This window comes from Streptomyces sp. NPDC093260, assembly GCF_040683715.1.
Classification (GTDB): Bacteria; Actinomycetota; Actinomycetes; order Streptomycetales; family Streptomycetaceae; genus Streptomyces; species Streptomyces sennicomposti.
Map to the genome: position 1 here is coordinate 101,531 of NZ_JBFBEK010000021.1, position 21,207 is coordinate 122,737.

The window sequence follows — 21,207 nt, forward strand, 5'->3', positions numbered from 1 at the left end:
CATGAAGTACAATCTCGGAAATCTGCATGGCTATTAAGCTGAAGTAAACGCTGGAGGTGGCGGCATGCTCGACGTCCGGCGAATCCTGCTGTTCACGGAGGTCGCCCGGCGCGGTTCGGTGACCGCGACAGCCCGTGCCCTCAACTACACGCCGTCAGCGGTATCGCAGCAGATCAGCCGCCTGGAAACGGAGGCAGGCCAGCCCTTGCTCGAACGGCACGCCCGGGGCGTCACCCTCACCGAGGCCGGCCGGGCACTGGCCGAACGAGGGCACCGGATCGAACGCGAACTACAGGCCGCGGAGAACGAACTCGCCGACTTCGCCGGCCTGCGTGCGGGCATCCTGCGCGTCGGCACCTTCCCCACGGTCGGCGCCTCGCTCCTCCCGCAGGCCGTGATCACCTTCCGTGACGCCCACCCCGACGTACGGCTGACCGTCCGCAGCGCCCGGATCGCCGGGCTGTGGACCATGCTGGAGAACCGGGAGATCGAGCTGTCGCTGATGTGGGACTACGACTGGAGCCGAATCGACCGGGAGGACATCGTCGTCACCCCGCTTCTCGACGATCCGCCGGCCCTTCTCGTCAGCGACCAGCATCCACTCGCCGACCGCGGCAGCGCCTCACTCGCCGACTTCGCCCACGACCCCTGGATCACCCGCGCCGAACAACATCCGGTGGCCGAAGCCCTGGTCCGCGGCTGCCGCGCCGTCGGCTTCGAGCCCCACATCGTCTATGAGGCCCACGACTACCAGGAAGCCCAGGCCATGGTCGCCGCCGGCATCGGCGTCGCCCTCGCCCCCACCCTGGCCCTGGAGGGCATTCGACCTGGCGTCAGCGTCCTGCCCCTCCAGGCGCCGGCCCCCATCCGCCGCATCCTCCTGGTTCGCATGGCCGACCACTCGCCCACCCCCGCCGCCCTGGCCTTCGCCGCACTCCTCCGCGACGCGGCTACGGCCCGAACCCTCTGACACCGAACCACGCGGCCGGTCATGGAACCGTCGCGCTCAGCGCCACCAATCCAGACCCCGCACCTCGGTGTCAGACCTGAGCAGCGGGCGGCGGCGAGCAGCCCTGGCGTGAGGGCTTGTGCGTGGGTGCAGGTCAGTGTCCACTTCCCGAGCGGAGTGCGCTGTCATGGGGGTGAGAGATCGCGACGACTCCACTGCCGCGGGGCGGTGTTCGTACAGGTGACGCACTGACACGAAACCGGGAGGTCGCAGAAGGACCCGCGCTGCGAGCCACTCGTGCGGGTGAGACGCTGTGTCGCCGCGCCGCGGCGCGTCCGCCTGACCGGGACAGTGGCCAGGTCACAAGCCGGTGGACCGGGCGCGGGAGATCGTGAACGGGTAGCTGCGCAGCCTGTACCAGCGGGTGATCGACCGGTACTGGAACCGAAGGTGGCCGCCGACACCAGGCGGCAGGCGCAGCGGGGCAAGCGGGCAGGGCGGCTCCCGCCACTCCCGGCCGCCAGTCCGAGCGCTTGACGGAGAGGGCGCGTGGCGGCAGTCGCCGGGCGGGCGTTACCGGTTCTCTGACGTCAGCTCACGGTCCAGGGCCGCAGCTTCTCAGGGTTGCGGATGACCCAGATGTGCCGGATCCGATCGTCGACGACGTCGAACGCGAATACCGTCACGACGACGCCGTCCTGCTCGGCGGCCAGACCGGGTTGACCGTTGACGGTGCGTTCCAGCAACGCCATGGGGCCTGGTGCCCGGTTGGCGATCTCGATCCAACCGCGGGCGATCTGTTCCGCGCCCTTGATCGGGTCCAGGAAGGACAGCGCCAGGCCTCCGCTGTCGGCGACCGCTGTCGCGTCGGGGTCGAGCAGGCCGATGAGGGCAGCGATGTCCTTGGCCTGCCAGGCTGCCTTGAACTCGCGGACGATGTCGGCTCGCTGGGATGCCGAGCCCGGGAGGGTTGCAGCGGTTCGTGCCTTGCTGACGCGGCGCCGGGCGGAGCAGGCCAGTTGGCGGCAGGCGGCCGGAGTACGGCCAGTGATCTCGGCGACCTCGGCGAAGGGGTAGCCGAAGACGTCGTGCAGGACGAAGGCGACGCGCTCGGCCGGGGTCATGGAGTCGAGTACGACGAGGAACGCCATGCTGACTGACTCGTCCAGAGTCACCCGGTCAGCGGGGTCGGTGCCGGCGGGTGCGGCCCAGCCGACGCGGTCGGCGGGCCCGGGCAGCGGCTCGGGCAGCCAGTCGCCCACATAGGTCTCGCGCCGGGCGCGCGCCGAGCCGAGCAGGTTCAGGCAGATGCGGGTGGCGACCGTCGTCAGCCATGCCCCGGGCGCCTCCACGGCGCCGCGCTGTTGAGCGGACATGGCGTACCAGCGGGTGTAGGTCTCCTGAACGGCGTCTTCGGCTTCCGCCAGCGAGCCGAGGAGCCGGTAGGTGAGGTTGGTCAGCTGCCGCCGCTCACCCATGACTCTTTCCAGGTCCGGCTCGGGTTGGGGGGTCATGGTGGCGCTGTCTCCTTCTCTTGGATCCGCTCTCGTGCATCCGACAGGACAGCGCATCGGAATGTGAGCCCGAGTACCTCGCCTGACATTTCGCGGGGCTGCCTTGTCGCCAGAGGGAGACGGCAACACCACCTTCTTGCGAGCAGGAGGCTCATCATGACCACCGATATTCCCGCACCGTCGTTCACCGACCTCGCCGCCGAGGAGCGCCTGCAGCGGGCGGCTGCTGCGCTGACCGACCACGGTTTCGTAGTGGAGATCGTCGATGACGCCGCTGGCGCGCGGGCACGTGTCCAGCAGATGATCCCGGAAGGCGCCGCGGTGTTCACCGGAGCGAGTGAGACCCTTCGCCTCTCCGGTATCGACGACGACCTCAACACCAGCGGCCGTTACGACTCGGTCAAGGCCCGGGGCTGGACGATGGATCGGGCCACGCAGCGGAACGAGATCTGGGCGGCCCTGTCGGTCCCGGACTTCATCGTGGGCAGCGTCGCCGCGGTCACTGAGACCGGGTCCCTGGTGGCAGCTTCGGCCAGCGGAAGCCAGCTGCCCGGCTACGCCGGCGCCGCCGCTCGGGCGATCTGGGTCGTGGGAGCGCAGAAGATCGTACCGGACCTGCCCACCGCGCTGCGGCGAGTGGAAGAGCACTGTCTGCCTCTGGAGAACGAGCGCACCCAGAAGGTGTACGGGCAGCCCGTCGCGCTGAATCGGGTGCTCATCATGAACGCCGACACCGAGCCCGGACGGGGCACCGTCCTGCTGCTCCGCGAGGCGATCGGGTTCTGACCGCACCGAACCGGACCGGCGAAACCGGCCCCTGCTGCCGCAGCAGAAGGGGTCGGTGGGCGGTTGCGCGGCGAGCAGGCGGCGTTGGCGGAGGTGGTTGACGATGCGTGCGGGCGCCTTGGAGGTCGGCTCTCATAGAGGCCGGTGCCCGGATGTCGCTCTGCTGAATGGGAGCCGCGGCGCCGAGGTGCCCGGTCACGATGCGCAGGGTGCGGATGCTGCCGTTGAAGAAGTCGGTGTTCCATCCGCGCCTGCGCACGTAGGCGGTGAAGTGACCAGGCTGCCTGCGGCAGCGGTGAGGGCGGGCGGCTGCTGGTGTCCAGGCGGGTCCAGTCCCGAGGCGGGGATGGGAACAGTTCCAGCTGGGCGGGGTCCACGAGGTGGTCGGACAGTCGGCGTTCGGACTTGGCCCGGGCGCGGGCGCGGCGTTGTTCGAGGGCGAATCGGCCCTGGGGCGCCGCGGTGCCGAGCAGGAGGCGTCCGACCGCCGGTCCGGCGGCACGGGGGCCGGCGAACCACAGCTGATCGCTGTTCTTCATCGCGATCTGGGCGGTGTCGACCTCGGTTTCGGCGACGATGATCCGACACATGCCACCGCTGACCATCAGCGTGCGATGGCAACGGTCGCACTCGGCCTCTCTGCCGCCGCGCTTGCGCATCTCGTAGCACCAGCTGGCGCACGGCACACACAGGACCCGGCGATCATTCGCCCGCGGCGACAGGCCCGCGACGTCGACAACACCGTCCCGGCCCGGCTCAGGGCGCCAGCACAACCCTGCCGAACACCTTCCCCGCGTCCATCTCGCGGTGGGCCAGCACCGCCTGGGCCAGCGGCAACACTGCATGCACGACTGTGCGCAGGTCACCGTGCGCAGCATCGGCGAAGTGGGACGACCGTACGGCCTGCCGGTCGGGGCCGGGCACGGTGTCAGAGCTGAAAGTGGCGAACGACAACGACCTGCGGAAGGCGTCCATCAGCCGCACACCGAAGTCCGCCGGCGGCTGCCCACCGACCACGCCGACAGCCACGTACCGCCCGTTGGAGGCCAACTTGTCCAGGAAAAGGGGAAGCTGGGGACCCCCCACGACATCGATCACCACGTCGAAGCCCGCCGGTGCGTCCGGGCCGTCCTCACCGGAGCGGTCAAGGACATGGGTCGCGCCCAGGTCCCGCAGGCGGGCGCCGCGCTCCACCGACGAGGTGGTGACAGCCACCGCGCTCGCACCGCCCCTTGCTGCGAGCTGGACCGCCGTAATCCCGATGCTGCCCGCAGCACCGCGCACGAGCACCGCCTCGCCGGACGTGAAACGGGCCCGGTCCAGGGCGAAGTGGGCGACCACGCCGGAGCCGCCGAGGGTCACCGCGTCAGCGCCGGTCAGGCCGTCGGGCAGCGGAAGGACGTCCTCGATCAAGGCGACGGCCTGCTCGGCGTACCCACCGGACAGGCCGGTGAACGCCCACACCCGCCGCCCGATCCACGAAGCGTCCACGCCCCCTCCCACCGCGGTGACCTTTCCCGCGACCTCGCTGCCGAGGATGTGGCCCTCCCGGAAGCCGTAGGCGGCAAGCGTTCCCCGGCGGATCACGGCGTCGACGCCGCCTACCCCGATCGCCTCCGTGGCGACCCGCACCTGCCCCGGGGCAGGAACGGGCACGGGCACATCGACGATCTCCAGGCCATCGGGGTCTCCGAACGTCCTGATCACGACGGCTTTCATCTCGGCTCCTCGGGTCGGGGGAAAGACGGATCGCAGCTGCGGTCGCGGGCGTCGAGCCGGCCACCACGGCCGGAGCATCACCGGCGAAGTGGCGGGACGGGGCGGCAGCACCGCCATCGGACCGTAACGGACGCCCCCGTCCGTTTGGCTAAAGTGAGAGACGATGACCAGCCGTTTGCCTCAGACCGTGCGCTCCGACGCCCGCGACAACCGGGCCCGCATCCTGGATGCCGCCCGCGCGGTGTTCGGCGAAGAGGGCCTGAGTGCGCCCATGCGCGAGGTCGCCCGGCACGCAGGCGTCGGCCCCGCCACGCTGTACCGGCACTTCCCGGCCAAACAGGCACTGATCGCGGAGACCTTCGCCGAGCAGCGACGAGCCTGCCACGCGGCCGTCCGCGACGCCCTTACGGACCCGGACCCGTGGCACGGATTCCGGAGCCTGATCGAGCGGATCTGCGAACTCCACGCGCACAGCCGGGGATTCGCCGACGCCTTCATGACGACCTTCCCCGAGGCCATGGACTTCGCCGCCGACCAGGAGCAGACTCTGCGCGCGGTCGGAGAACTGGCCCGCCGCGCCCAGGAGACCGGCCAGCTGCGCCCCGGCTTCGTCGTCGACGACCTGATCCTCATGCTCATGGCCCACCGGGGCCTCCGAGGCACGCCGCGTACCGCCCGGGCCAAGGCCTCCCGCCGCTTCGCCGCCTACGTGATCGAGGCGTTTCGCGCCGCACCAGAGACGGGAGCGCCTACGCCGCTGCCGCCGGCACCACGCCTGCTGGTCACAGACTCGCCCAGCACGCCGTGAATTCCGTCACCTGCAGGTCCGTCAACCGCGCAGCAAGACAGCCTCGACGGGTCTCTGTCGCAGCCAGGTTGGAAAGGGGCTCGTTTGTCCAGTGCGGCGGGGGGTCGTGCCGACCTTGTGGTGAGCAGGTCGGCCGTATGCCTCGCCGGTCACGAGGACTTTGCCCACGTCATGGCGAGTGGCCAGATGGCGGTTCTTCGAGCCGGCCGGGCGACCAGGCCCGGGGCCGGGGCCGGACGGTTTCGGTGCACCAGCTGGCGAGCCGGGGCTTCGCTCGCAGGTTCCGGAACCCTCGTCGGACACGGGCGGGTGTCAGTCTGTTCGGTTCGGCCGGTTTCTCCCGGGGCGCCGTAGGCCGGCGTCCAGCACGGCCATCCATGAGGTGCGGCCGGTTTCCAGCGCGGCGACGACCGAGTAGGGCCAGCACGGGATCGTCTGGTGCTTCGCCCTCCGCGGCCGAAGGTGCGACAAAAGGTCCGGTCAGGGCAGGTGTTGGCGTCCGGCCGCAGCCGCGGCGAGACGTCCGCGGCCAGCGCGATCCGGCCGTCCGCTGATCCACTCCGTGACGGAGCAAACGATCAAACGAAGGCCGCTCTCGCGTCCGGCCGTTCCCATCCCGAGGGGTCAAGTCCGAAGGACCATTCGATCAGTCAGGCGGCTCGGCCGGCCGCATCCCTCGTGCACGATGGTGACGTGAACAGGGATGCAGCGCGCGAAGCCGTCGTTGAAGCAGGCTGGCAGGCAGTACGGGACGACGGGCGGGTACGGCCGGCGTTGTTGGAAGCGGCTTATGCCGAGCCCTGCCTGCGGCAACTGTTCCCCTGGACCGGGATGGGAGAACTTCACTTCAGCCGTTGCACCGAATGGCGGTGGACCTGGGACATCCCGTACATCCAGCCCGCCACCGGAGGTACCTACTGGGTCTCCGGTCCCCTCCGAAGCCAGACAGTTGGCCCGGCAGCTACAGCCCAGGAGGCCATCGCCATGGTGGTCCAGCGTCTTCCAGCGGGCTGCGGTCCTGCCTTCCTGGGCACACCGGAAGAACTCGCGGCTCATGAAGCCACAACGAAGAGGCACACAGACTGACGAAGGTCGAAGGACGAGATCAGTGCCTGTTCCTGATGTGGCCATGCCATGACGGTATCGGTGGACTCTGGGTTCGTTGCGCGGGCCGTGAGTCGTGCTTGGCTCGCCCGATGAACTTTCTGTTGACGGCGAGTGGCCTGCGTAACGAGACGTTGCGGGATGCGCTGCGGGACATGCTGGGTAGGCCGTTCGGATCGGCGAACGTCGTGTACGTTCCCACGGCATCAGTCGCCGAGCCCGGGGACCATGGGTGGTTCGTCGCGGACATGAACAGGCTGAACGGCCTCGGTTGGCGGGAGTTCGACGCCCTGGAGCTGAATGGCCTGCCGCAGCATGTGGTGCTCGACCGGCTGCTCCACACCGACGTCATACGGTGACCACAACCAGCAGAACAACTACCTCCCGCCCCGTACCGCTGCCGTTCGGCCGCACCAGGTCGGAGTGATCCCACCGCGGGCCCAGTGGTTCCAGAACCGGGCCGAGGCCCACCGCCTCGCCCAGGCCCTGACCGCAGCCGGAACCGCCGTCGTGGAATCCACCGACCGTGCACCGGAACTGGGCCTGCCGGGCGGGGTACTGGTGGGGATGGGCGGGGTCGGCAAGACCCAGCTGGCCGCCGACTATGCCCGCACCTCCTGGCAAGCCGGTGAACTGGACGTGCTGGGATGGATCACCGCCAGCAACCGCACCGCGGCCGCCGGCGGCTACGCCCAGGCCGCCGTCGAACTGCCGGCCGCCGACCCCGGCGATGAGCAGGCAGCGGCGCGGGAGTTCCTGGCCTGGCTGGAACCCAAACCCGGTCAGCCGGTATGCCGGTGGCTGGTGGTCCTGGACGACATCGGCGACCCCGCGGACCTGCACGGCCTGTGGACACCAGCCGGCCCGCACGGCCGCACCGTGGCCACCACCCGCCGCAGGGACGCCGCCCTGACCGGGCAGGGACGGCGCCTGATCGAGATCGGCCTGTTCACCAAAGCGCAGGCTGAGGACTACCTCACCAGCGCGCTGGCCGGGCACGGCCGCAGCGAACCCGGCAACGACCTGGCCGCGCTGGCCGACGACCTCGGCCACCTGCCGCTGGCGCTGGCGCTGTCCCAGGCCATCGCATATCTCATCGACACCGGCATCACCAGCCGCGCCTACCGGGCCCTGCTGGCCGACCGCACCCGCACACTGGCCGACACCGCCCCCGACACCCTGCCCGACGACCAGACCCACACCGTGGCCGCCGCCTGGAGCCTGTCCATCGACCGCGCCGACACACTGCGACCGGCAGGGCTCGCCCGGCCGGTCCTCCAGCTCGCCGCGTTCCTGGACCCCAACGGCATCCCCGACACCGTCCTGACCAGCCCGCCGGCACTCGCCCACCTCACCGCCACCACCCCCGGCACCACCGGGCCGGTCACTCCCGAACACGTGACACTCGCCCTCAGCGCGCTCAGGCGGCTCAGCCTGATCGAACACACCCCCACCACACCTCACCAGGCCGTCCGCGTCCACCAGCTCATCCAGCACGCAGTCCGCGACACCCTCACCTTCGACCAGCACCACCGCCTAGCCCGCACCGCCGCCGACGCCCTCCTCGCCGCCTGGCCGGACAAGGAGTACGGCACCGCCCTGGCCCAAGTCCTCCGGGCTAACACCACCGTCCTCGCGGGACACACGGAGCAGGCCCTGTACCAGCCGGACGCGCACGAGGTGCTGTACGAGGCCGGCAGCAGCCTCGGCGGGGTCGGCCAGGCGACAGCCGCCAGGGACTACTTCCGCCGACTGGTGCAGACCACCACCCGCTATCTCGGTCCCGACAGCTACTTCACCCTTGGTGCCCGGCACAACCTCGCCGAGTGGCAGGGAAGGGCGGGGGACGCGGCAGGGGCTGCGGCCGCCTTCGTCGAGCTCCTGGAGGACTCCGTGCGGGTGCTGGGACCCGACCATCCCAACACCCTCACCGCCCGGAACAATCTCTCCTCCTGGCAAGGCCAGGCCACGGACACGGATGTCAGATATCGACTACCGCCGGGCAGCGTTCTCAAAGAGCGCGCAGGCCCCGGTCGGCGAAGGCGATCAGCCACTCGAAGCTCTCATCGATGTCGGCGCTCCACTGGAAGCCGTTGGCCACCTGCAATGTGGCGAAGCCGTGGAAGAGGCTGCGGAGGGTGCGCAGGGCGTGGTCCACGTCGGGCTCCGCGATCCCGTAGCCGCGCAGGATGGCGGTGAACGCACCGAGCAGCCGCTGCCCCGCGGCGGCCAGCGGGTCGTCCGGGCCGGACGGTTCCACGCCGATCGTCGCAGCGTACCGGCCGGGGTGTTGCAGGACGAAGGCGCGGAAGGCACGGGCCGCGGCCTCCAGGGCGTCGCGGCCCGCGTACCCCTGGACCGCGCCGCCGACGGCGTCGGCGGCCTCGTTCAATGCCAAAGCTGCGATGCGGCGATTGAGGTCTTCCTGGCCGCTCACGTGCTTGTACAGGGACGGGGTGCGTACGCCCACTCGCTCGGCCAGCGACCCCATCGTCAGGTTGGCGAGGCCCACCTCGTCGGCGAGGGCGGCGCCGGCCGCCACCACGGCTGCCGGGTCCAGGCCTGCCCTAGGCACGGTCGGCCACCGATCGGAGGAAGGCCAACGTCAGCGAGAGGACCTGGTCGGGGAACTGGTCGTGCGGGTAGTGCCCGGCGCCCTCGATCATCTCAAGTCGGCCGAGGCCGGTCGGCAGGGCGTCAACGATTGCCGCCCCCTCGGCGTGAGGGTCGGCCCAGTCGGGGTCGAGCGTGCCCATCACGACCATGACCGGGCAGCGGACGTTGCCGAGCTGCGCGCCGGCGTCGGTCGGGGCGCAGCGGCCCATGCTCTGCAGGGCCTTCAAGCGTCCCGGCTCACGCAGCAGGGAGTCGATGCGATCGAGCCGCTCGGCCCAGCCGGCCGGCTTCACGCCGGGGTAGGCCACGTCGAGGTAAGAGCGCCACAGCGCCACACTGCCGAACATGCCCACGCCGAGCAGCCGCGTCATGCCCTGCCGGAAGCGCTTCATCCTCAGGTCACCGAGGCGGATCGACTGCTTGCGGGTGAACGGCGCCAGCTCGACGACCGCGGTGACCAGGGAGGGTGCCTGTGCCGCGGCGATGGTGGCGGCGCCGCCGGAGATCGAGTGGCCGACGAGCACGGCCGGGCCGCCCAGGTGGCGGATCACGGCGAGCAGGTCGCCGGAGATGGCAGTACGGCTCCAGGCCGGCCAGCCGACGCTGGACTCACCACAGCCGCGCAGGTCGACCGAGGCGACCCGATGGCCCGCCGCCACCAGTGCCGGGACCACACCACGGTACGCGGCTCGGCTATCGCCCATGCCGTGCGCGAGAACGATCAACGGGCCGGAACCCGTTACCTCGTAAGCAATCGTGCCGCCGTCGACGGCGAGGTACTCGGTCACGACATCCACCCAATCTAGCTAACTCGATTAGCTATAGGCTAAAGACGTTAGCTGAACCTGTCAACACCGAACCCCGGCACGGCCACGAGGAACGCAACGTGCCGCTCACAGCCATTCGTTGATGGCCGCAACCAGCGCTGTCGCTTCGTAGCGGACGGCGAGTTTGTCGCAGCGGGTGGCGACCGCGCGGTGGCGCTTGAGGCGATTGATCCCGCACTCCACCGCGTGGCGCGCCTATGTCAGCCGTCCGCCCAGCGCCGCCTGCCACGCCGGTGACGGCGCCGTTTCCTCCGCCGCGGGCGCCCGGCGGCCGCCGTGGGCGAACAAGTCGGCGAGCGGCAGGGGGGCGGCGCCGACGGTCAACGTGTCCGGGCCGAGCCGGCCCAGCTCGATGCCGACGCGGGCTGCGGGGTGGCGCCGCGCGTGGGCGCGCACTGGCGCCGCAAAGGTCGGCGAGTCCTACGAACGGGCCGCCGCGCGGGAGCTGGCCGAAGAGCTGGGCATTCGTGCGCTGCCGCGCCTGCCGCTCACCTTCATCAACCGCAGCGGCTTGAGCCTCACTGGCTCGGCGTGCACGAAGCCGTGGTGCCGGACTCCTGAGCTCGGGCTCACCTATCGACCGCAACAAGAGCCCGCTGTGTGACCGAGCGCTTCAGTTGGCCACCGGGCGTTTCAGCCGGCCGCTCCGGTGCTCAGCGCCGAGCCGCTGCGGCGCTCCCGGTCGCGGTGTCGGGTACTTCCGGGGTGGCGTCCGCACCGGCTGGGTGTGTCGTTCGGAGAGGTTGGTGGCGCGGTTGGCTGGGGATTTGGCCGTCGATGGGTCGGTGGTAGTTGTAGCGGTCCAGCCAGTCGGGGAAGGCGGTCTCGGCGGGACCGGATCGGAAGTATGCCCTTCACGAGCGGGACCAGGGCCTGGCTGTCGTGGACGTCGGTGACGGAGATGCCGACGGACAGAGGCAGACCGGTCCGCTCGGTGATCAGATGCATCTTCGAGCCGTGCTTGCCCCGGTCGACAGGGTTCGGACCTGTCAGATCCCCCTTTCCAGGGCCCGCATGTTGACCGAGTCGATTGCGCATCGCGACGAGTCCAGGTCGCCGCGGGAGCCGAGTTCGTCGAGGACCAGGCGGTGGAGCCTGGCCCCTCAACCGGCCCTTCGTCCATTCGGCGAACCGGCGGTGGACCGCCGCGCCGGACGGCCCGAACGACGACGCCGGTAGCTGCTGACACATACAGCCGGACGCACAGGGCGCTGAGAACTGCATGGTCCTGGAAGCCGTGCCTGTCCCGTTCCGGGGCACCACCGAACTGGCAGATCGTCACGAAACTACGCCGAAGTCCTGGGTCTGTCCCCGCCGGGACGGCCGGGGACCGGCGCTCACGGGCGCCCGGCCAGGCGTGGTGGACGTCTGACCGGAAGCGGTCAGAACTGTATGTCGAGGGATTGCCTCTTGTTGTGGTAGTCGAGCATCGAACTGTTGAAGAGCCCTCCCATGTGGTGGTTCTTCGTGGCCGTGATCGTGAGCGTCGCCGACTTGGTGTCACCGGGGACCTCCCAGTAGACCTTTCCACCGAAGAAGGCGTTGTCGGAGTCCTGCAGGTCGCCCGTCCGCAGCCCGGGATCGTCGAACCGCTGCGCCGGTACTTTCTGCCCTTTGTCGGTGGTGAGGACGAAGTCCTTCGTGGGGAGAGCCGTCATCCAGCTGTTTCCTCCGGTCACCTGGGTGTCCAGGGTGAGGAACGCCTTGTCGGGACTCGATGGAAACCTGAGCTCGTTGTCGGGCTGGGTGAGGGTGTAAGCGAGATGCGCCTTCTCGACGTCGATCGTCGTCGGGTACTTCCCGTCGGGAAACGTGTCCTGCTGCCCGTTCGAGGAGATGAGAGCGAAGGGGAAGGAAAGGCGTTTGGAGATTTCCGCGGTGACGCTCGGGAAACCCGTCGCATCCTGGTTATCGGTGTCCGTCCGGTAGAGCACCAACGGATCAGCGCCGGAGCGTTCCCCGGTCACCAGGGAAAGCGACTGAACGAGATCTCCCGTCTCGATTTCGAGGGACAGGTCGTGGGCGTTCTCGGCGACGGACATCGCGACGGTTTCGTCGTGTCCCGACGGCAGCGCGTCCGGACTGAGGACGGTACGGGTGCCGTCCGCCACAAGGGTGGCCCTCTTGGTGAGACCGGGGGTGTTCGAGTCGGACTGCCCGCCCAGGGAGCCGGTGGCGTCGTAGCGGACCAGCAGCAGCCGCTGCCCCGCTGCCGCCTGGCGTGGCCCCTGGTCGGTGCTGACGACCGGGGGCGTCGCCGTTCCCAGCAGGCGGAATTCATAGCCCAGGCCCACAACCCTGGCCGTCGAGGGAGTACCCACCGCCTTGGTCCCCGGGCTCGTTCCCACGACGCCGACAACGGAATTCTGGCGCATTCTCGGCGCGGTGCTGCTGGGCCGCGCCGACGCCGTGTGCTTTCCGTCTCCCGATGACTCGCAGGCCGTAACGGCGGTCAGGGCGACGACAAGAAAGGCCGCGGATAAGACGCGTGATTCCATTCGGTGGTCTCCTCGTCCGGTGTGGGATGCGCTCGCCAGATCTCGAACCGTATGGTACTGACGCGCAGTTGTCCGCACCACGTCCGTTCACTGGCCCCGGTGAAGGTCGACGAGAAAGACAGCTGTCGTCCCCGGGGCGCGGTGGCATGCCGTACCGTCGGGCGGCGTGCCTTCACCAGCCCCGCCTGCACCCTCATCTGCTATCGCCGACTCGCCACATGAGATGACCTTGAAGCACGGATGAGCAGCACACCAGGACAGCGGCCTACGGAGCGTGCTGGCTGTACTGGACGTGTCCCGGCGATCTGCGGCAGACACGACGGCAGGGGGATCGGCTGGGGTTTCCGGTGCCGCCGGGGTCGGCGTGCTCGTGGTGCTCGTCGGCGGCGGTCCGCTCGATGGGCAACGGCCGCGGGGCCGGGGTCGGCGGTGTGGTCCTGGTGGTGGTGCCCGGGCCGGTGGTGAGCTGCCGTCGCATCGTGCTCATGACGGCGCGAGTCTGGCGCCCCCCCCACGACTCCGGGCGCCGGCACCGCGGCTACTGACCGCCCACCGTCCCGCACCGTCCGCGCCGTCGCCGCACTGTTCCTCGCCGCGATCTGAGCCCGCCCCAGCACGAGGCCCGCGCGGGCCACAGTCGATTCCCCCCTCGAACGCCTGACATTCGCCATACGTACGCGAACCGTACGCGAGTTGTACGTTCCGTGGGGTAGGGTGTCAGTCAGGAGGTGTTCCATGTCCGAGTTGTTCGACGCGGTCGACGCGCTGCTCGCGTCCCGCGCCGTGCTGCCGCCGCCGGCGGAGCGCAAGCGGCTGCGGGCCGCGCACGGTCTGACGATCGAGGAAGTGGCTACCGCGCTGAAGGTGCGCCGGGCCACGGTGTCGGGCTGGGAGTCCGGCAAGACCGAGCCTCGCCCGCCGGAGCGTGACGCCTACGCCCGGCTGCTGGACAAGCTCGCGGAGCTCTACCCCGCCGACCCGGCCGACGCGACCGCACCCGTCCCGGACGCAACGGCACCGGCCGCGTTCACCACCACTCCCGCCCCGGCGGAAGCGCAGACTCCGTCCACAGGCCCGGCCATCCGGGCTGCGGACGTTACTGCACCCAGGAATACCCGGGCCCCTGCCCCTGCTCCCGCGGCCGCTGCTCCGGCGGCAGCGCCGCATCCGGCGCGCACCACCAGGACGCCGTCGACATCGCGCCGCCCGGGTGCGAAGAAGGCGGCCCCGGCCGGGACCCCGGCGGGCGGCGCCGACCCGCGGTTCGAGAACGGACCGCTCGCGGTCGTCGACGTCGAGGACGGGAAGGTGCTGGCGTACTGCGTCGGCGGCCTGGTCCTGGACGTGCCGGCCAAGTCCCTTCCGTCCCTGGTCGACTGGACGCTGCGCGAGGCGAAGCTCGGCGCTCCGAAGCTCGCCGGGCCGGGCAAGGACGCCGACCCGCTGCTCGTGCTCACCGAAGCCGCCCTGGAGCGCTACGGCCTGCCCGTCACCCTCACGCAGGAGGAGAAGCACGCCGGGCGGCTCCCGGAGGGCCACAAGGTGATCAGGCAGCTGACCCGCGCCGACTGGAAGCTGACCAAGCGCGGCTTCGGCCCCTGGGCGCGGATCTACCGCCCCGCCACCGGTTCGGAACGGGCCTGCGTGCAGCTGTGCATCCCCTCCTGGCACGCGCTGGACACCCGGCACTGGGGCGAGGCCGGGCAGCTCCCGCCGGCCGAACTCGCCCGCGTCCTGGGCGTGTACGCGTCCCGGGTCATGACGCCGCGTGGCTCCACGGCCGTGACCGGCTTGGAGCTGATGACCGCCCTGCACCCGCCGACCCGGGCCTCCGAGCCGGACGCCGACGGCAAGCGGCACTCCGAGCACAACCCCGGCAGCCTGGGCAAGGACGCCGTCGCCCCGATGAACTGGCCGCCGTGCGAGGTCCCTGACGGCCACCCGGTCCTCAAGGACGTGCCTCGCTTCCACGTGCGCGGCACCGGAGAGAAGCTGTTCGAGGAGGCGTACGACTGGGCGCGGCCGATGACCGACGCGGAGTGCACCCTGCGGCACCTGGTCGGCATCGACGTCAACATGGCCTTCGCCGCCGGCGCCAACGGCCTGGTCGTCGGCCTCGGTGAGGCGACGCACCTGAAGAGCCCGGTGTTCGACCCGAAGCTGCCCGGCTCCTGGCTGGTCGACCTCAGCCACGTCGACCTGTCGAAGGTGAAGGTCGGCAAGGACAAGTGGGTGGAGCTGGATGTGAGCCTGCTGCCGTCCCCGTTCACGCCGAAGGGCGAGCACCCCGGGGGGCCGGCCTGGTACGCGACGCCGACCGTGGCGTACGCCCAGGAGCTCGGCTACGACGTCGCGCCGATCGAGGCGTGGGTGCGCTACGAGAACGGCCGCTACCTGGACGGCTGGTACCAGCGGCTCCGTGACGCCTACCTCGCCACGATGGCCGACCTCGGCGTCGACGCCGACCTCGCTCCGGCAGACTTCCTCGCGGCGATGGACGGCTACAAGGCCCGCGACCCGGAGCTGGCGATCGTGGTCTCGGCGATCAAGGCGACGGTGAAGGGCGGCCTGGGGAAGCTGCGCGAGCGCCCGCGCGGCGAGGGCTGGCGGCCGGGCCAGCCATGGCGGGCCCTGTCCCGGCCGACATGGCGGCCGGACATCCGGGCGGCGGTCATCTCCCGCACCCGCATCAACCTGCACCGCAAGATCGTCAAGCACGCGGCGTTCACCGGCCAGTACCCCATCGCGATCCTGTCCGACTGCGTCGTCTACGCCGCAGGCGGGCCCTCGCCGCTCGACTTCCTGCCCTACCGGGACGGCAAGCCGCTGCCCGGCGGCTTCAAGCTCGGCATCAACCCCGGCCTGGTCAAGTGGGAGGGCACCCAGTCCGTCCTGTGGGGCGAGGAAGTCCGGGAGCGGTTCGACGCGCCGGAGCTCAACCTCGCCCGGTACATCAAGGACGGCACCGTCACCGACGTCGACAACGGAGAGTAGGAGAAGGCGGCGATGAGCCTGTTCGGGGACGGCCTGGAGGCCGCGGTGCAGAAGGCGTTCACCCGTCCGGCGCCGAAGTCGGCCGGCGCGCGGATGCGGTACCTGGTCAAGCAGCTCAAGGGCACCAGGGCGGTCGCCCAACTGCTGCGGGTCTCCCAGCGCACCGTCGAGCGGTACGTGAAGGACCAGATCAAGAAGCCCCGCCCCGACCTCGCCGCACGCCTGGAGCGCGAGGTGAGGAAGCGCTGGCAGCCGCAGATCCGTGCCAAGGCCAAGGCCAGGGCGGCGAGCACGGGCGGCATCGTCATCGACACCCGCGCCCGCATGGGCTACACCGCGCCGATCGGGTCTACCGACCAGGACCGCATCCGGCACCTGACCGTCGCACTGCCCCCGCAGTACGCCGCCCGCCTCTTCGACGCCCAGGAGGCCGGCGCCAGCGACGCCCGACTTCAGGAGATCGCCGCCGAAGCGCTCAAGGAGGTCTACTTCCAGGACGGCGGCCGCCGCGCCGGCTCCCTGGAGGAGGTCCGCTTCACGGACATCGAACACATCGAGTTCGACCTGTAGCAGCCGCACCCCGAACAGCCCGCGAGCCCCGGACTGATGCGGTCCGGGGCTTGCTCGTGTTTCCGCGCAGCTGCTGCGCTGGGCCACGAGGTCGGCCCGGTAGGGCTCCAGCAGTGCTTCCATGCCCATGGGGCTTCCGCGTGTCGCCGGGCTCGGGAGATCACGTCGGCAGTGAGGTTCGCCATCGGTGCCGTGGAAGTGGGGCCGTAGGCGTCGGGGAGCTTGACCGTCACCACGGCCTCAACCGGGTGTTTCACCTTGGTGCTGCTGTATGCCTGCACACCAGCCGTGCCCGTGCGGGCCCTGTTGTGTCCGAGCGGACGAAAGTCGACGCTGCCGCAAATTCTGCCCTTGACAGGGTTGAGCAGAGCCCTGGGGAGAGGTTGGCAGGAATGCAGACGGGATGTCCCGGGGCAGAGACTGTGGCGCCTCGTGGTCGGCAAGGACACCGCAGATGATTTGGCGGCCATTGATCACGGAGTGTGACCGTACTGCCCGAGGATCGTTGTTGGCGCAGTCCGGCTGAAGCCCGCCGGTAGAGGTGGTTGCGGACAGGAGCGCCGTCGCGTGCGTGTGGCGATGCGTACCGAGTCGGCAGGTGTTTGCTGGTCCTGGCCCCCGGGGAGATCGGGACCAGATACGGTGCGAACCGAAGCGGGCCGGCGCGCGTTTGGCCACGGCCGCTTTGCGCCGTCCGGGCGTCAAGGGCAGTCATCAGGGGGTATCGCCGTGCCGCAGGAACCTTGGGCCGAGCTGGGGGAGACCATCAGTGCGATTCGTGCCGAGTTGCAGAGCGCCATGGACACGGGCAGGGAGGAGGCCCTGAAATTCAGGACCGGGCCGGTGGAGCTCGAGTTCACCGTGGAAGTCAAGAAGGACGGCGGGGCCAAGGCCAAGGTCTTTGTTCTTCCCTGGACGGTCGAGGCCCACGGTACGGCAAGCGTGGGCCGGACCCACCGTGTCAAGCTCACCCTGCAGCCGGTCGACGGCGACGACAACGACCTGAGGATCTCTGCCGACTCTCCGCAGCGTCCGAAATAGTTGCGAACGGTCCGCTGGGAGAACAGCTCGTCGGGTGAGGAACAGGACGGGGGATGGACCAGGCACGGGTGATGGAGATCTGGAATCCGGTCCTGGGCAAGTCGGGCAGCGGGTACCTGATCGGTGACGACGTGGTGCTCACTGCGCACCACGTCGTGGACGGGGTCCGGATGTGCGGCAGCGTGGAGGTCCGGCAGCTGGATCCGGCGGGCCGCACGGACTGGACGGCTGCCGAACTGGTGTGGCTGCCGGAAGCAGCAGCTTCGCAGGTGTTGCCGGACGCGGACGGTGCGCTGCTGCGGATCACGGGGCCGGGCTGGCAACCGCCGGTGACTCCGCCGGTGCGATTCGGGCGGATCGTGGGCAAGAATCGCGTGCCCTGCCTCGGACTGGGCTTTCCCGACGCGGTCACACGTCCCGACCACGCACGGGACACCATGCCGATACGTGGCCATGTGGACCCGCTGCACGGCATGAAGTCGCGGATGACCACAGTGCATGTCGACGAGGGCATCGTGCTGAGCCGCTCTGGATGGCGCGGCAGCTCGGGGACCGGGCTGCTGTGCGGACCGCACCTGATCGCGGTCCTGACGACGGAGAAGAGCTTCGCGCCCGGGGTGCTGGAGGCAGTACCCGTCAGTGTCCTCGCCGAGCTGCCGGGATTCGAGCAGACCTTGCGCGGCCACGGTGTCCACTTCGTCACCGAGGACATCGGCGAGACGTCTTCGGATCCCGACGACGAGCCGGACTACGCACCGATCGCCATGCCGCCGCCCTCTTCGCGACATCGCCTGAAGAAGCTGCTGGTGCCTGCCGCAGGAGGCACGACGACGATGCTGGCGCTCCTGGCCCTGTCCCCGTCCGCGTCGGGCGTCACCTGGCCGATCGGGTCGGCGCTCTCCGGTGTTCTGGCTGGGTGGTGCATCGACTGGCTCCGTGGCCCGCGGTCGGCAGGGGCTGGCCGGGAAGCCGCGGTCCGAAGGCTGCGCGAGGCAGTCCGGGGGGAGGTGGAGCGACGCCGTTGGCAACTGCTGGGCAACGACAGCAAGGCCATCAACGTCACGTTCGTCACCGTTCCGCAGAGCGGCAGGGACGCGGACAGGGCATGGCCGCGAGGAGACTTCGACGGTATCGCCCGTTACCTGGACGGGCTCCGACCCAAGCGCCTGGTCATCACGGGCGACGCCGGCTCCGGCAAGACGCTCCTGGCGTATGAACTCGTCCACCGGGTGCTCGCCCGCAAGCACTACGACGGTCCGGTGCCGGTACCGGTCGGCCTGTCGGAATGGGACACCAGCGCAACGTTCGCCGACTGGTTCAGCACTCGCCTGGGCCAGGAGTACCTGGGCGGTTCCGAGACCAAGGCGCGGGAGCTGTTGGCGTCCGGGCACATCATGCCGGTCCTGGACGGCCTCGACGAGATGGACCCCACGGACAGCAGACGGCCCAGGGCCGTCGCGGCGCTGGCCCAGCTCAACCGATTCGCCGGGTCATTGGCGCTCACCTGCCGTTCGGACGAGTACACCGAACTCAGCCACGCCGATCAGCGTCTGCTGGACTGTGCGACGGTGCGGATCGAGGAGGTCCAGCCCGCCGACGGCCAGCGGTTCCTGGAAGAGCGGGCCAGGAACAGGGCCCGGCTCGCCGAGTTGAAGGACGGCCTCTTCGCACCAGGGACGGCCACGAGAGCCGTGCTGTCCTCACCATGGATGCTCACACTGGCGTCACTGGCATCGCAGACGGAAGCCGGAGCCGCGAAACTCCGCTCCTTCATCGGGGCACCGGCCTCGGGTGGCCGCGAGCGGGAACTGCACGCGGCCTTGCTGGAGGAACTCATCCCGTCCTTGTGCGAGCCGGATCCGACCGACCGGCATCGGTCGTACCCGGCGCAAGCCGTGACCCAGTGGCTGCGGCTGCTCACCGCAAACCTGCGCGGAGGCCCCGCGGCACCGACCGACGACAGCGGTGCCGTCACACCATCCCGAGACCTGGCCATCCATACGCTGTGGCCGGTCGCCGGGCCGCGCAGCGCCCGCTATGCCGCCGCAGCCATCACCATCGCCTGCTGGCTGCCCGCCTTGCTCTCCTTGGCGGTCTGCCTCCACCACAACCACGCCCTGCCACGGCCTGGTGCCGTACTGCTCGCACTGCTGACCCCTGCGCCGCTGCTGTCGGCCTGGAACGCACGTGCGCGATACGTGCAGCCCCGCCGAATACTGTTCCAGCGGCTACGCAGCAGAATCGGCTGGCACCGGATCGCCCTGGGCACCACACTGGGCGGCGTCCTCATGCTGCCGCTGACGCCTCTGTTCGGCCCGGGCTTCGCGCTCGCTGCCGGCGCCGGGTTCGCAGCCGTCTTCGGCTTCGGCCTGGCGCTGTCGGTGCGGGCGGACATCGACCGCCGCCATCTGGTGGCGGTCAGCACCCCATCTGCCCTGGCGGTGACAGTGGCGGCCGGGCTGCTCGCCGGCCGACTCGGCGATTTCATCGGTCTGACCGCGGGATGCGGAGCCGGAGCAATCGGGCTGGCGGTGGGGGTGCCCGCAGGGCTGCGCGCCGCTCGGCGCAACAACGGCGGAGACCCGGACCCGGATCCGCCCGGGGTGCCCACGCCGTTGTCCCCGCTACGCAACGACGCGATGGCAGGGGTGGTGTCCGGTGCCGTCGTCGCAGCCCTCACGCTCTACGGGACGCTGAGTGTCGAGTGGTTGCGGGTTCCCTGGCCGCTCGCCGTCGTCACGGCCCTGGCCTGCAGTGTGGCTGCCGGGCCCGGTTTTGTCGCAGTCACCAGTCGCCAGTACCTCGGCCTGATCTCGGTCACGCGCGGAAAGCTGCCGTGGCGCCTGGCCGCGTTCCTCCGCTGGTGCCATGAACGAGGACTGCTGAGGTCGGCCGGCACCGTCTACCAGGTACGCCACGACGAACTACTTGAGTGGCTCCAGCGTTGACCTCTGGTTGGGCGACGTTGTCCTCAGCATGTGGCGTATGGGAATCCGCCAACTCGTACCCCCCGGCCCTGGGGTCTCGGTAGCACCGCTTCGGCACGACATCAGCGGCCGGCGCGGCTACTGTGACCCGCGCGGCCCCCTGCCACGTCACGGGCCGTTCCCGCGGGCCCGCGCGGCATGGGCAGTTACCGTGACCGCATGACGATTGACGCCACCCGACCTGCGGACCTCGCATCGTTGCCCAGGGCTGAGTTCGCCTTCCCCGGCCCGCTGCGCGACCAGCTCGTCGCAGCGATCCTCAATGGTTCCAAGACCTCCACGACAGGACTCCTTGTCGACTACGAGCATGACGGGGAGCCCCTGCCGGTGATCGGGAGCCGTTCGTTGGTCATCGACTCGGATGACCGTCCAGTCGCGGTCATCGAGGTCACCGGCGTGCGTGTCGTCCCGCTGGGGCAGGTGGATCTCGCTCACGTGGTGGACGAGGGCGAGGGGGACACCAGCGTGGCCGAGTGGCGGGCGGGCCACGAGCGGTTCTGGCACAGCGAGGAGATGCGCGCCGCGTTGGAGGACTCCGAATTCACCGTGAATGACACGACGCTGGCGGTTCTGGAACGCTTCTGCCTCATCACCGACCTTCGCCCTGCCGGTTAACCATCCGCCTATCGCTCACTCGTCACGTAGTTGGACCACAACCTCGCTCACCGGTCCAATCGGGGTCAGGGGCCGTGCACGAGTCCTTGGGTTCTAGTGGTCGTTGCAACACCCCAGTTCAAGGGGTGCGATGGACTTCGAGATCCGAGGGGACCGGACTCCGCAGGGGCGCAAGAAGC

General features: G+C 70.0%; 15 protein-coding genes and 6 pseudogenes. 12 read left to right on the forward strand and 9 right to left on the reverse strand.

The window, feature by feature from the left end; translation table 11 throughout:
• Nucleotides 1-64: 64 nt before the first annotated feature.
• On the forward strand, nucleotides 65-970 hold the full coding sequence (locus AB0N63_RS25130; RefSeq protein ID WP_365531711.1) for a LysR family transcriptional regulator: 906 nt from the start codon (nucleotides 65-67) through the stop codon (nucleotides 968-970).
• 569 nt (nucleotides 971-1,539) lie between these two features.
• Here AB0N63_RS25130 and sigJ read toward each other — a convergent pair.
• Nucleotides 1,540-2,463 (reverse strand): RNA polymerase sigma factor SigJ, encoded by a 924-nt coding sequence (gene sigJ, locus AB0N63_RS25135; protein WP_365531714.1) that lies wholly within the window; start codon nucleotides 2,461-2,463, stop codon nucleotides 1,540-1,542.
• A 156-nt stretch (nucleotides 2,464-2,619) separates the two neighbouring features.
• Between sigJ and AB0N63_RS25140 the strand changes: the two genes are divergently transcribed.
• Nucleotides 2,620-3,249 (forward strand): LUD domain-containing protein, encoded by a 630-nt coding sequence (locus tag AB0N63_RS25140; protein ID WP_365531716.1) that lies wholly within the window; start codon nucleotides 2,620-2,622, stop codon nucleotides 3,247-3,249.
• Nucleotides 3,250-4,005: 756 nt separating this feature from the next.
• Here the strand turns inward: AB0N63_RS25140 and AB0N63_RS25145 are convergent.
• Complete coding sequence (locus AB0N63_RS25145) at nucleotides 4,006-4,968, reverse strand: zinc-binding dehydrogenase (RefSeq protein ID WP_365531719.1); 963 nt, start codon at nucleotides 4,966-4,968, stop codon at nucleotides 4,006-4,008.
• Nucleotides 4,969-5,131: 163 nt separating this feature from the next.
• On the opposite strand from AB0N63_RS25145, the gene AB0N63_RS25150 reads away from it, so the two are divergent.
• A complete protein-coding gene (locus AB0N63_RS25150) occupies nucleotides 5,132-5,776 on the forward strand; it encodes a helix-turn-helix domain-containing protein (protein ID WP_365531722.1) in 645 nt (214 codons plus the stop codon).
• 153 nt (nucleotides 5,777-5,929) lie between these two features.
• On the opposite strand, the pseudogene AB0N63_RS25155 reads toward AB0N63_RS25150, so the two are convergent.
• Nucleotides 5,930-6,122, reverse strand: a pseudogene (locus AB0N63_RS25155) (transposase); the annotation flags it as partial.
• A gap of 347 nt (nucleotides 6,123-6,469) precedes the next feature.
• Here AB0N63_RS25155 and AB0N63_RS25160 point away from each other — a divergent pair.
• The 3 genes and pseudogenes from AB0N63_RS25160 to AB0N63_RS25170 all read left to right on the forward strand — a co-directional run.
• Nucleotides 6,470-6,862 (forward strand): DUF6193 family natural product biosynthesis protein, encoded by a 393-nt coding sequence (locus AB0N63_RS25160; protein ID WP_365531725.1) that lies wholly within the window; start codon nucleotides 6,470-6,472, stop codon nucleotides 6,860-6,862.
• 110 nt (nucleotides 6,863-6,972) lie between these two features.
• Nucleotides 6,973-7,233: pseudogene (locus AB0N63_RS25165) on the forward strand (Type 1 glutamine amidotransferase-like domain-containing protein); the annotation flags it as partial.
• A 214-nt stretch (nucleotides 7,234-7,447) separates the two neighbouring features.
• Nucleotides 7,448-7,912: pseudogene (locus AB0N63_RS25170) on the forward strand (NB-ARC domain-containing protein); the annotation flags it as partial.
• A gap of 979 nt (nucleotides 7,913-8,891) precedes the next feature.
• Here AB0N63_RS25170 and AB0N63_RS25175 read toward each other — a convergent pair.
• The 3 genes and pseudogenes from AB0N63_RS25175 to AB0N63_RS25185 all read right to left on the reverse strand — a co-directional run.
• Nucleotides 8,892-9,425: a TetR/AcrR family transcriptional regulator gene (locus tag AB0N63_RS25175; protein ID WP_365531766.1), complete on the reverse strand. Its 534-nt coding sequence runs from the start codon at nucleotides 9,423-9,425 to the stop codon at nucleotides 8,892-8,894.
• Between the two features lie 22 nt (nucleotides 9,426-9,447).
• Nucleotides 9,448-10,284 carry an alpha/beta hydrolase gene (locus AB0N63_RS25180; RefSeq protein WP_365531728.1) on the reverse strand — a complete coding sequence of 279 codons (837 nt, stop codon included), beginning with the start codon at nucleotides 10,282-10,284 and terminating at the stop codon, nucleotides 9,448-9,450.
• 234 nt (nucleotides 10,285-10,518) lie between these two features.
• Nucleotides 10,519-10,713: pseudogene (locus AB0N63_RS25185) on the reverse strand (sugar kinase); the annotation flags it as partial.
• A gap of 7 nt (nucleotides 10,714-10,720) precedes the next feature.
• Between AB0N63_RS25185 and AB0N63_RS25190 the strand changes: the two are divergent.
• Nucleotides 10,721-10,872, forward strand: a pseudogene (locus AB0N63_RS25190) (NUDIX domain-containing protein); the annotation flags it as partial.
• Nucleotides 10,873-11,148: 276 nt separating this feature from the next.
• On the opposite strand, the pseudogene AB0N63_RS25195 reads toward AB0N63_RS25190, so the two are convergent.
• The 3 genes and pseudogenes from AB0N63_RS25195 to AB0N63_RS25205 form a co-directional block, all read right to left on the reverse strand.
• A pseudogene (locus AB0N63_RS25195) lies at nucleotides 11,149-11,523 on the reverse strand (transposase); the annotation flags it as partial.
• Nucleotides 11,524-11,705: 182 nt separating this feature from the next.
• Nucleotides 11,706-12,821, reverse strand: a complete 1,116-nt coding sequence (locus AB0N63_RS25200; RefSeq protein WP_365531731.1) for a hypothetical protein — start codon at nucleotides 12,819-12,821, stop codon at nucleotides 11,706-11,708.
• Nucleotides 12,822-13,086: 265 nt separating this feature from the next.
• Nucleotides 13,087-13,308 (reverse strand): hypothetical protein, encoded by a 222-nt coding sequence (locus AB0N63_RS25205; protein WP_365531734.1) that lies wholly within the window; start codon nucleotides 13,306-13,308, stop codon nucleotides 13,087-13,089.
• A 248-nt stretch (nucleotides 13,309-13,556) separates the two neighbouring features.
• Between AB0N63_RS25205 and AB0N63_RS25210 the strand changes: the two genes are divergently transcribed.
• The 5 genes from AB0N63_RS25210 (at nucleotide 13,557) to AB0N63_RS25230 (ending at nucleotide 21,028) form a co-directional block, all read left to right on the forward strand.
• Nucleotides 13,557-15,815: a helix-turn-helix transcriptional regulator gene (locus AB0N63_RS25210; RefSeq protein ID WP_365531737.1), complete on the forward strand. Its 2,259-nt coding sequence runs from the start codon at nucleotides 13,557-13,559 to the stop codon at nucleotides 15,813-15,815.
• 12 nt (nucleotides 15,816-15,827) lie between these two features.
• The gene (locus AB0N63_RS25215; RefSeq protein ID WP_365531740.1) at nucleotides 15,828-16,385 is read left to right on the forward strand and encodes an XRE family transcriptional regulator; all 558 of its coding nucleotides are present in this window, start codon (nucleotides 15,828-15,830) and stop codon (nucleotides 16,383-16,385) included.
• Nucleotides 16,386-17,114: 729 nt separating this feature from the next.
• Complete coding sequence (locus AB0N63_RS25220; protein WP_365531743.1) at nucleotides 17,115-17,426, forward strand: trypco2 family protein; 312 nt, start codon at nucleotides 17,115-17,117, stop codon at nucleotides 17,424-17,426.
• A gap of 53 nt (nucleotides 17,427-17,479) precedes the next feature.
• Nucleotides 17,480-20,374, forward strand: a complete 2,895-nt coding sequence (locus AB0N63_RS25225; RefSeq protein ID WP_365531746.1) for a trypsin-like serine protease — start codon at nucleotides 17,480-17,482, stop codon at nucleotides 20,372-20,374.
• 198 nt (nucleotides 20,375-20,572) lie between these two features.
• Nucleotides 20,573-21,028 (forward strand): ASCH domain-containing protein, encoded by a 456-nt coding sequence (locus tag AB0N63_RS25230; RefSeq protein WP_365531749.1) that lies wholly within the window; start codon nucleotides 20,573-20,575, stop codon nucleotides 21,026-21,028.
• Nucleotides 21,029-21,207 lie beyond the last annotated feature (179 nt).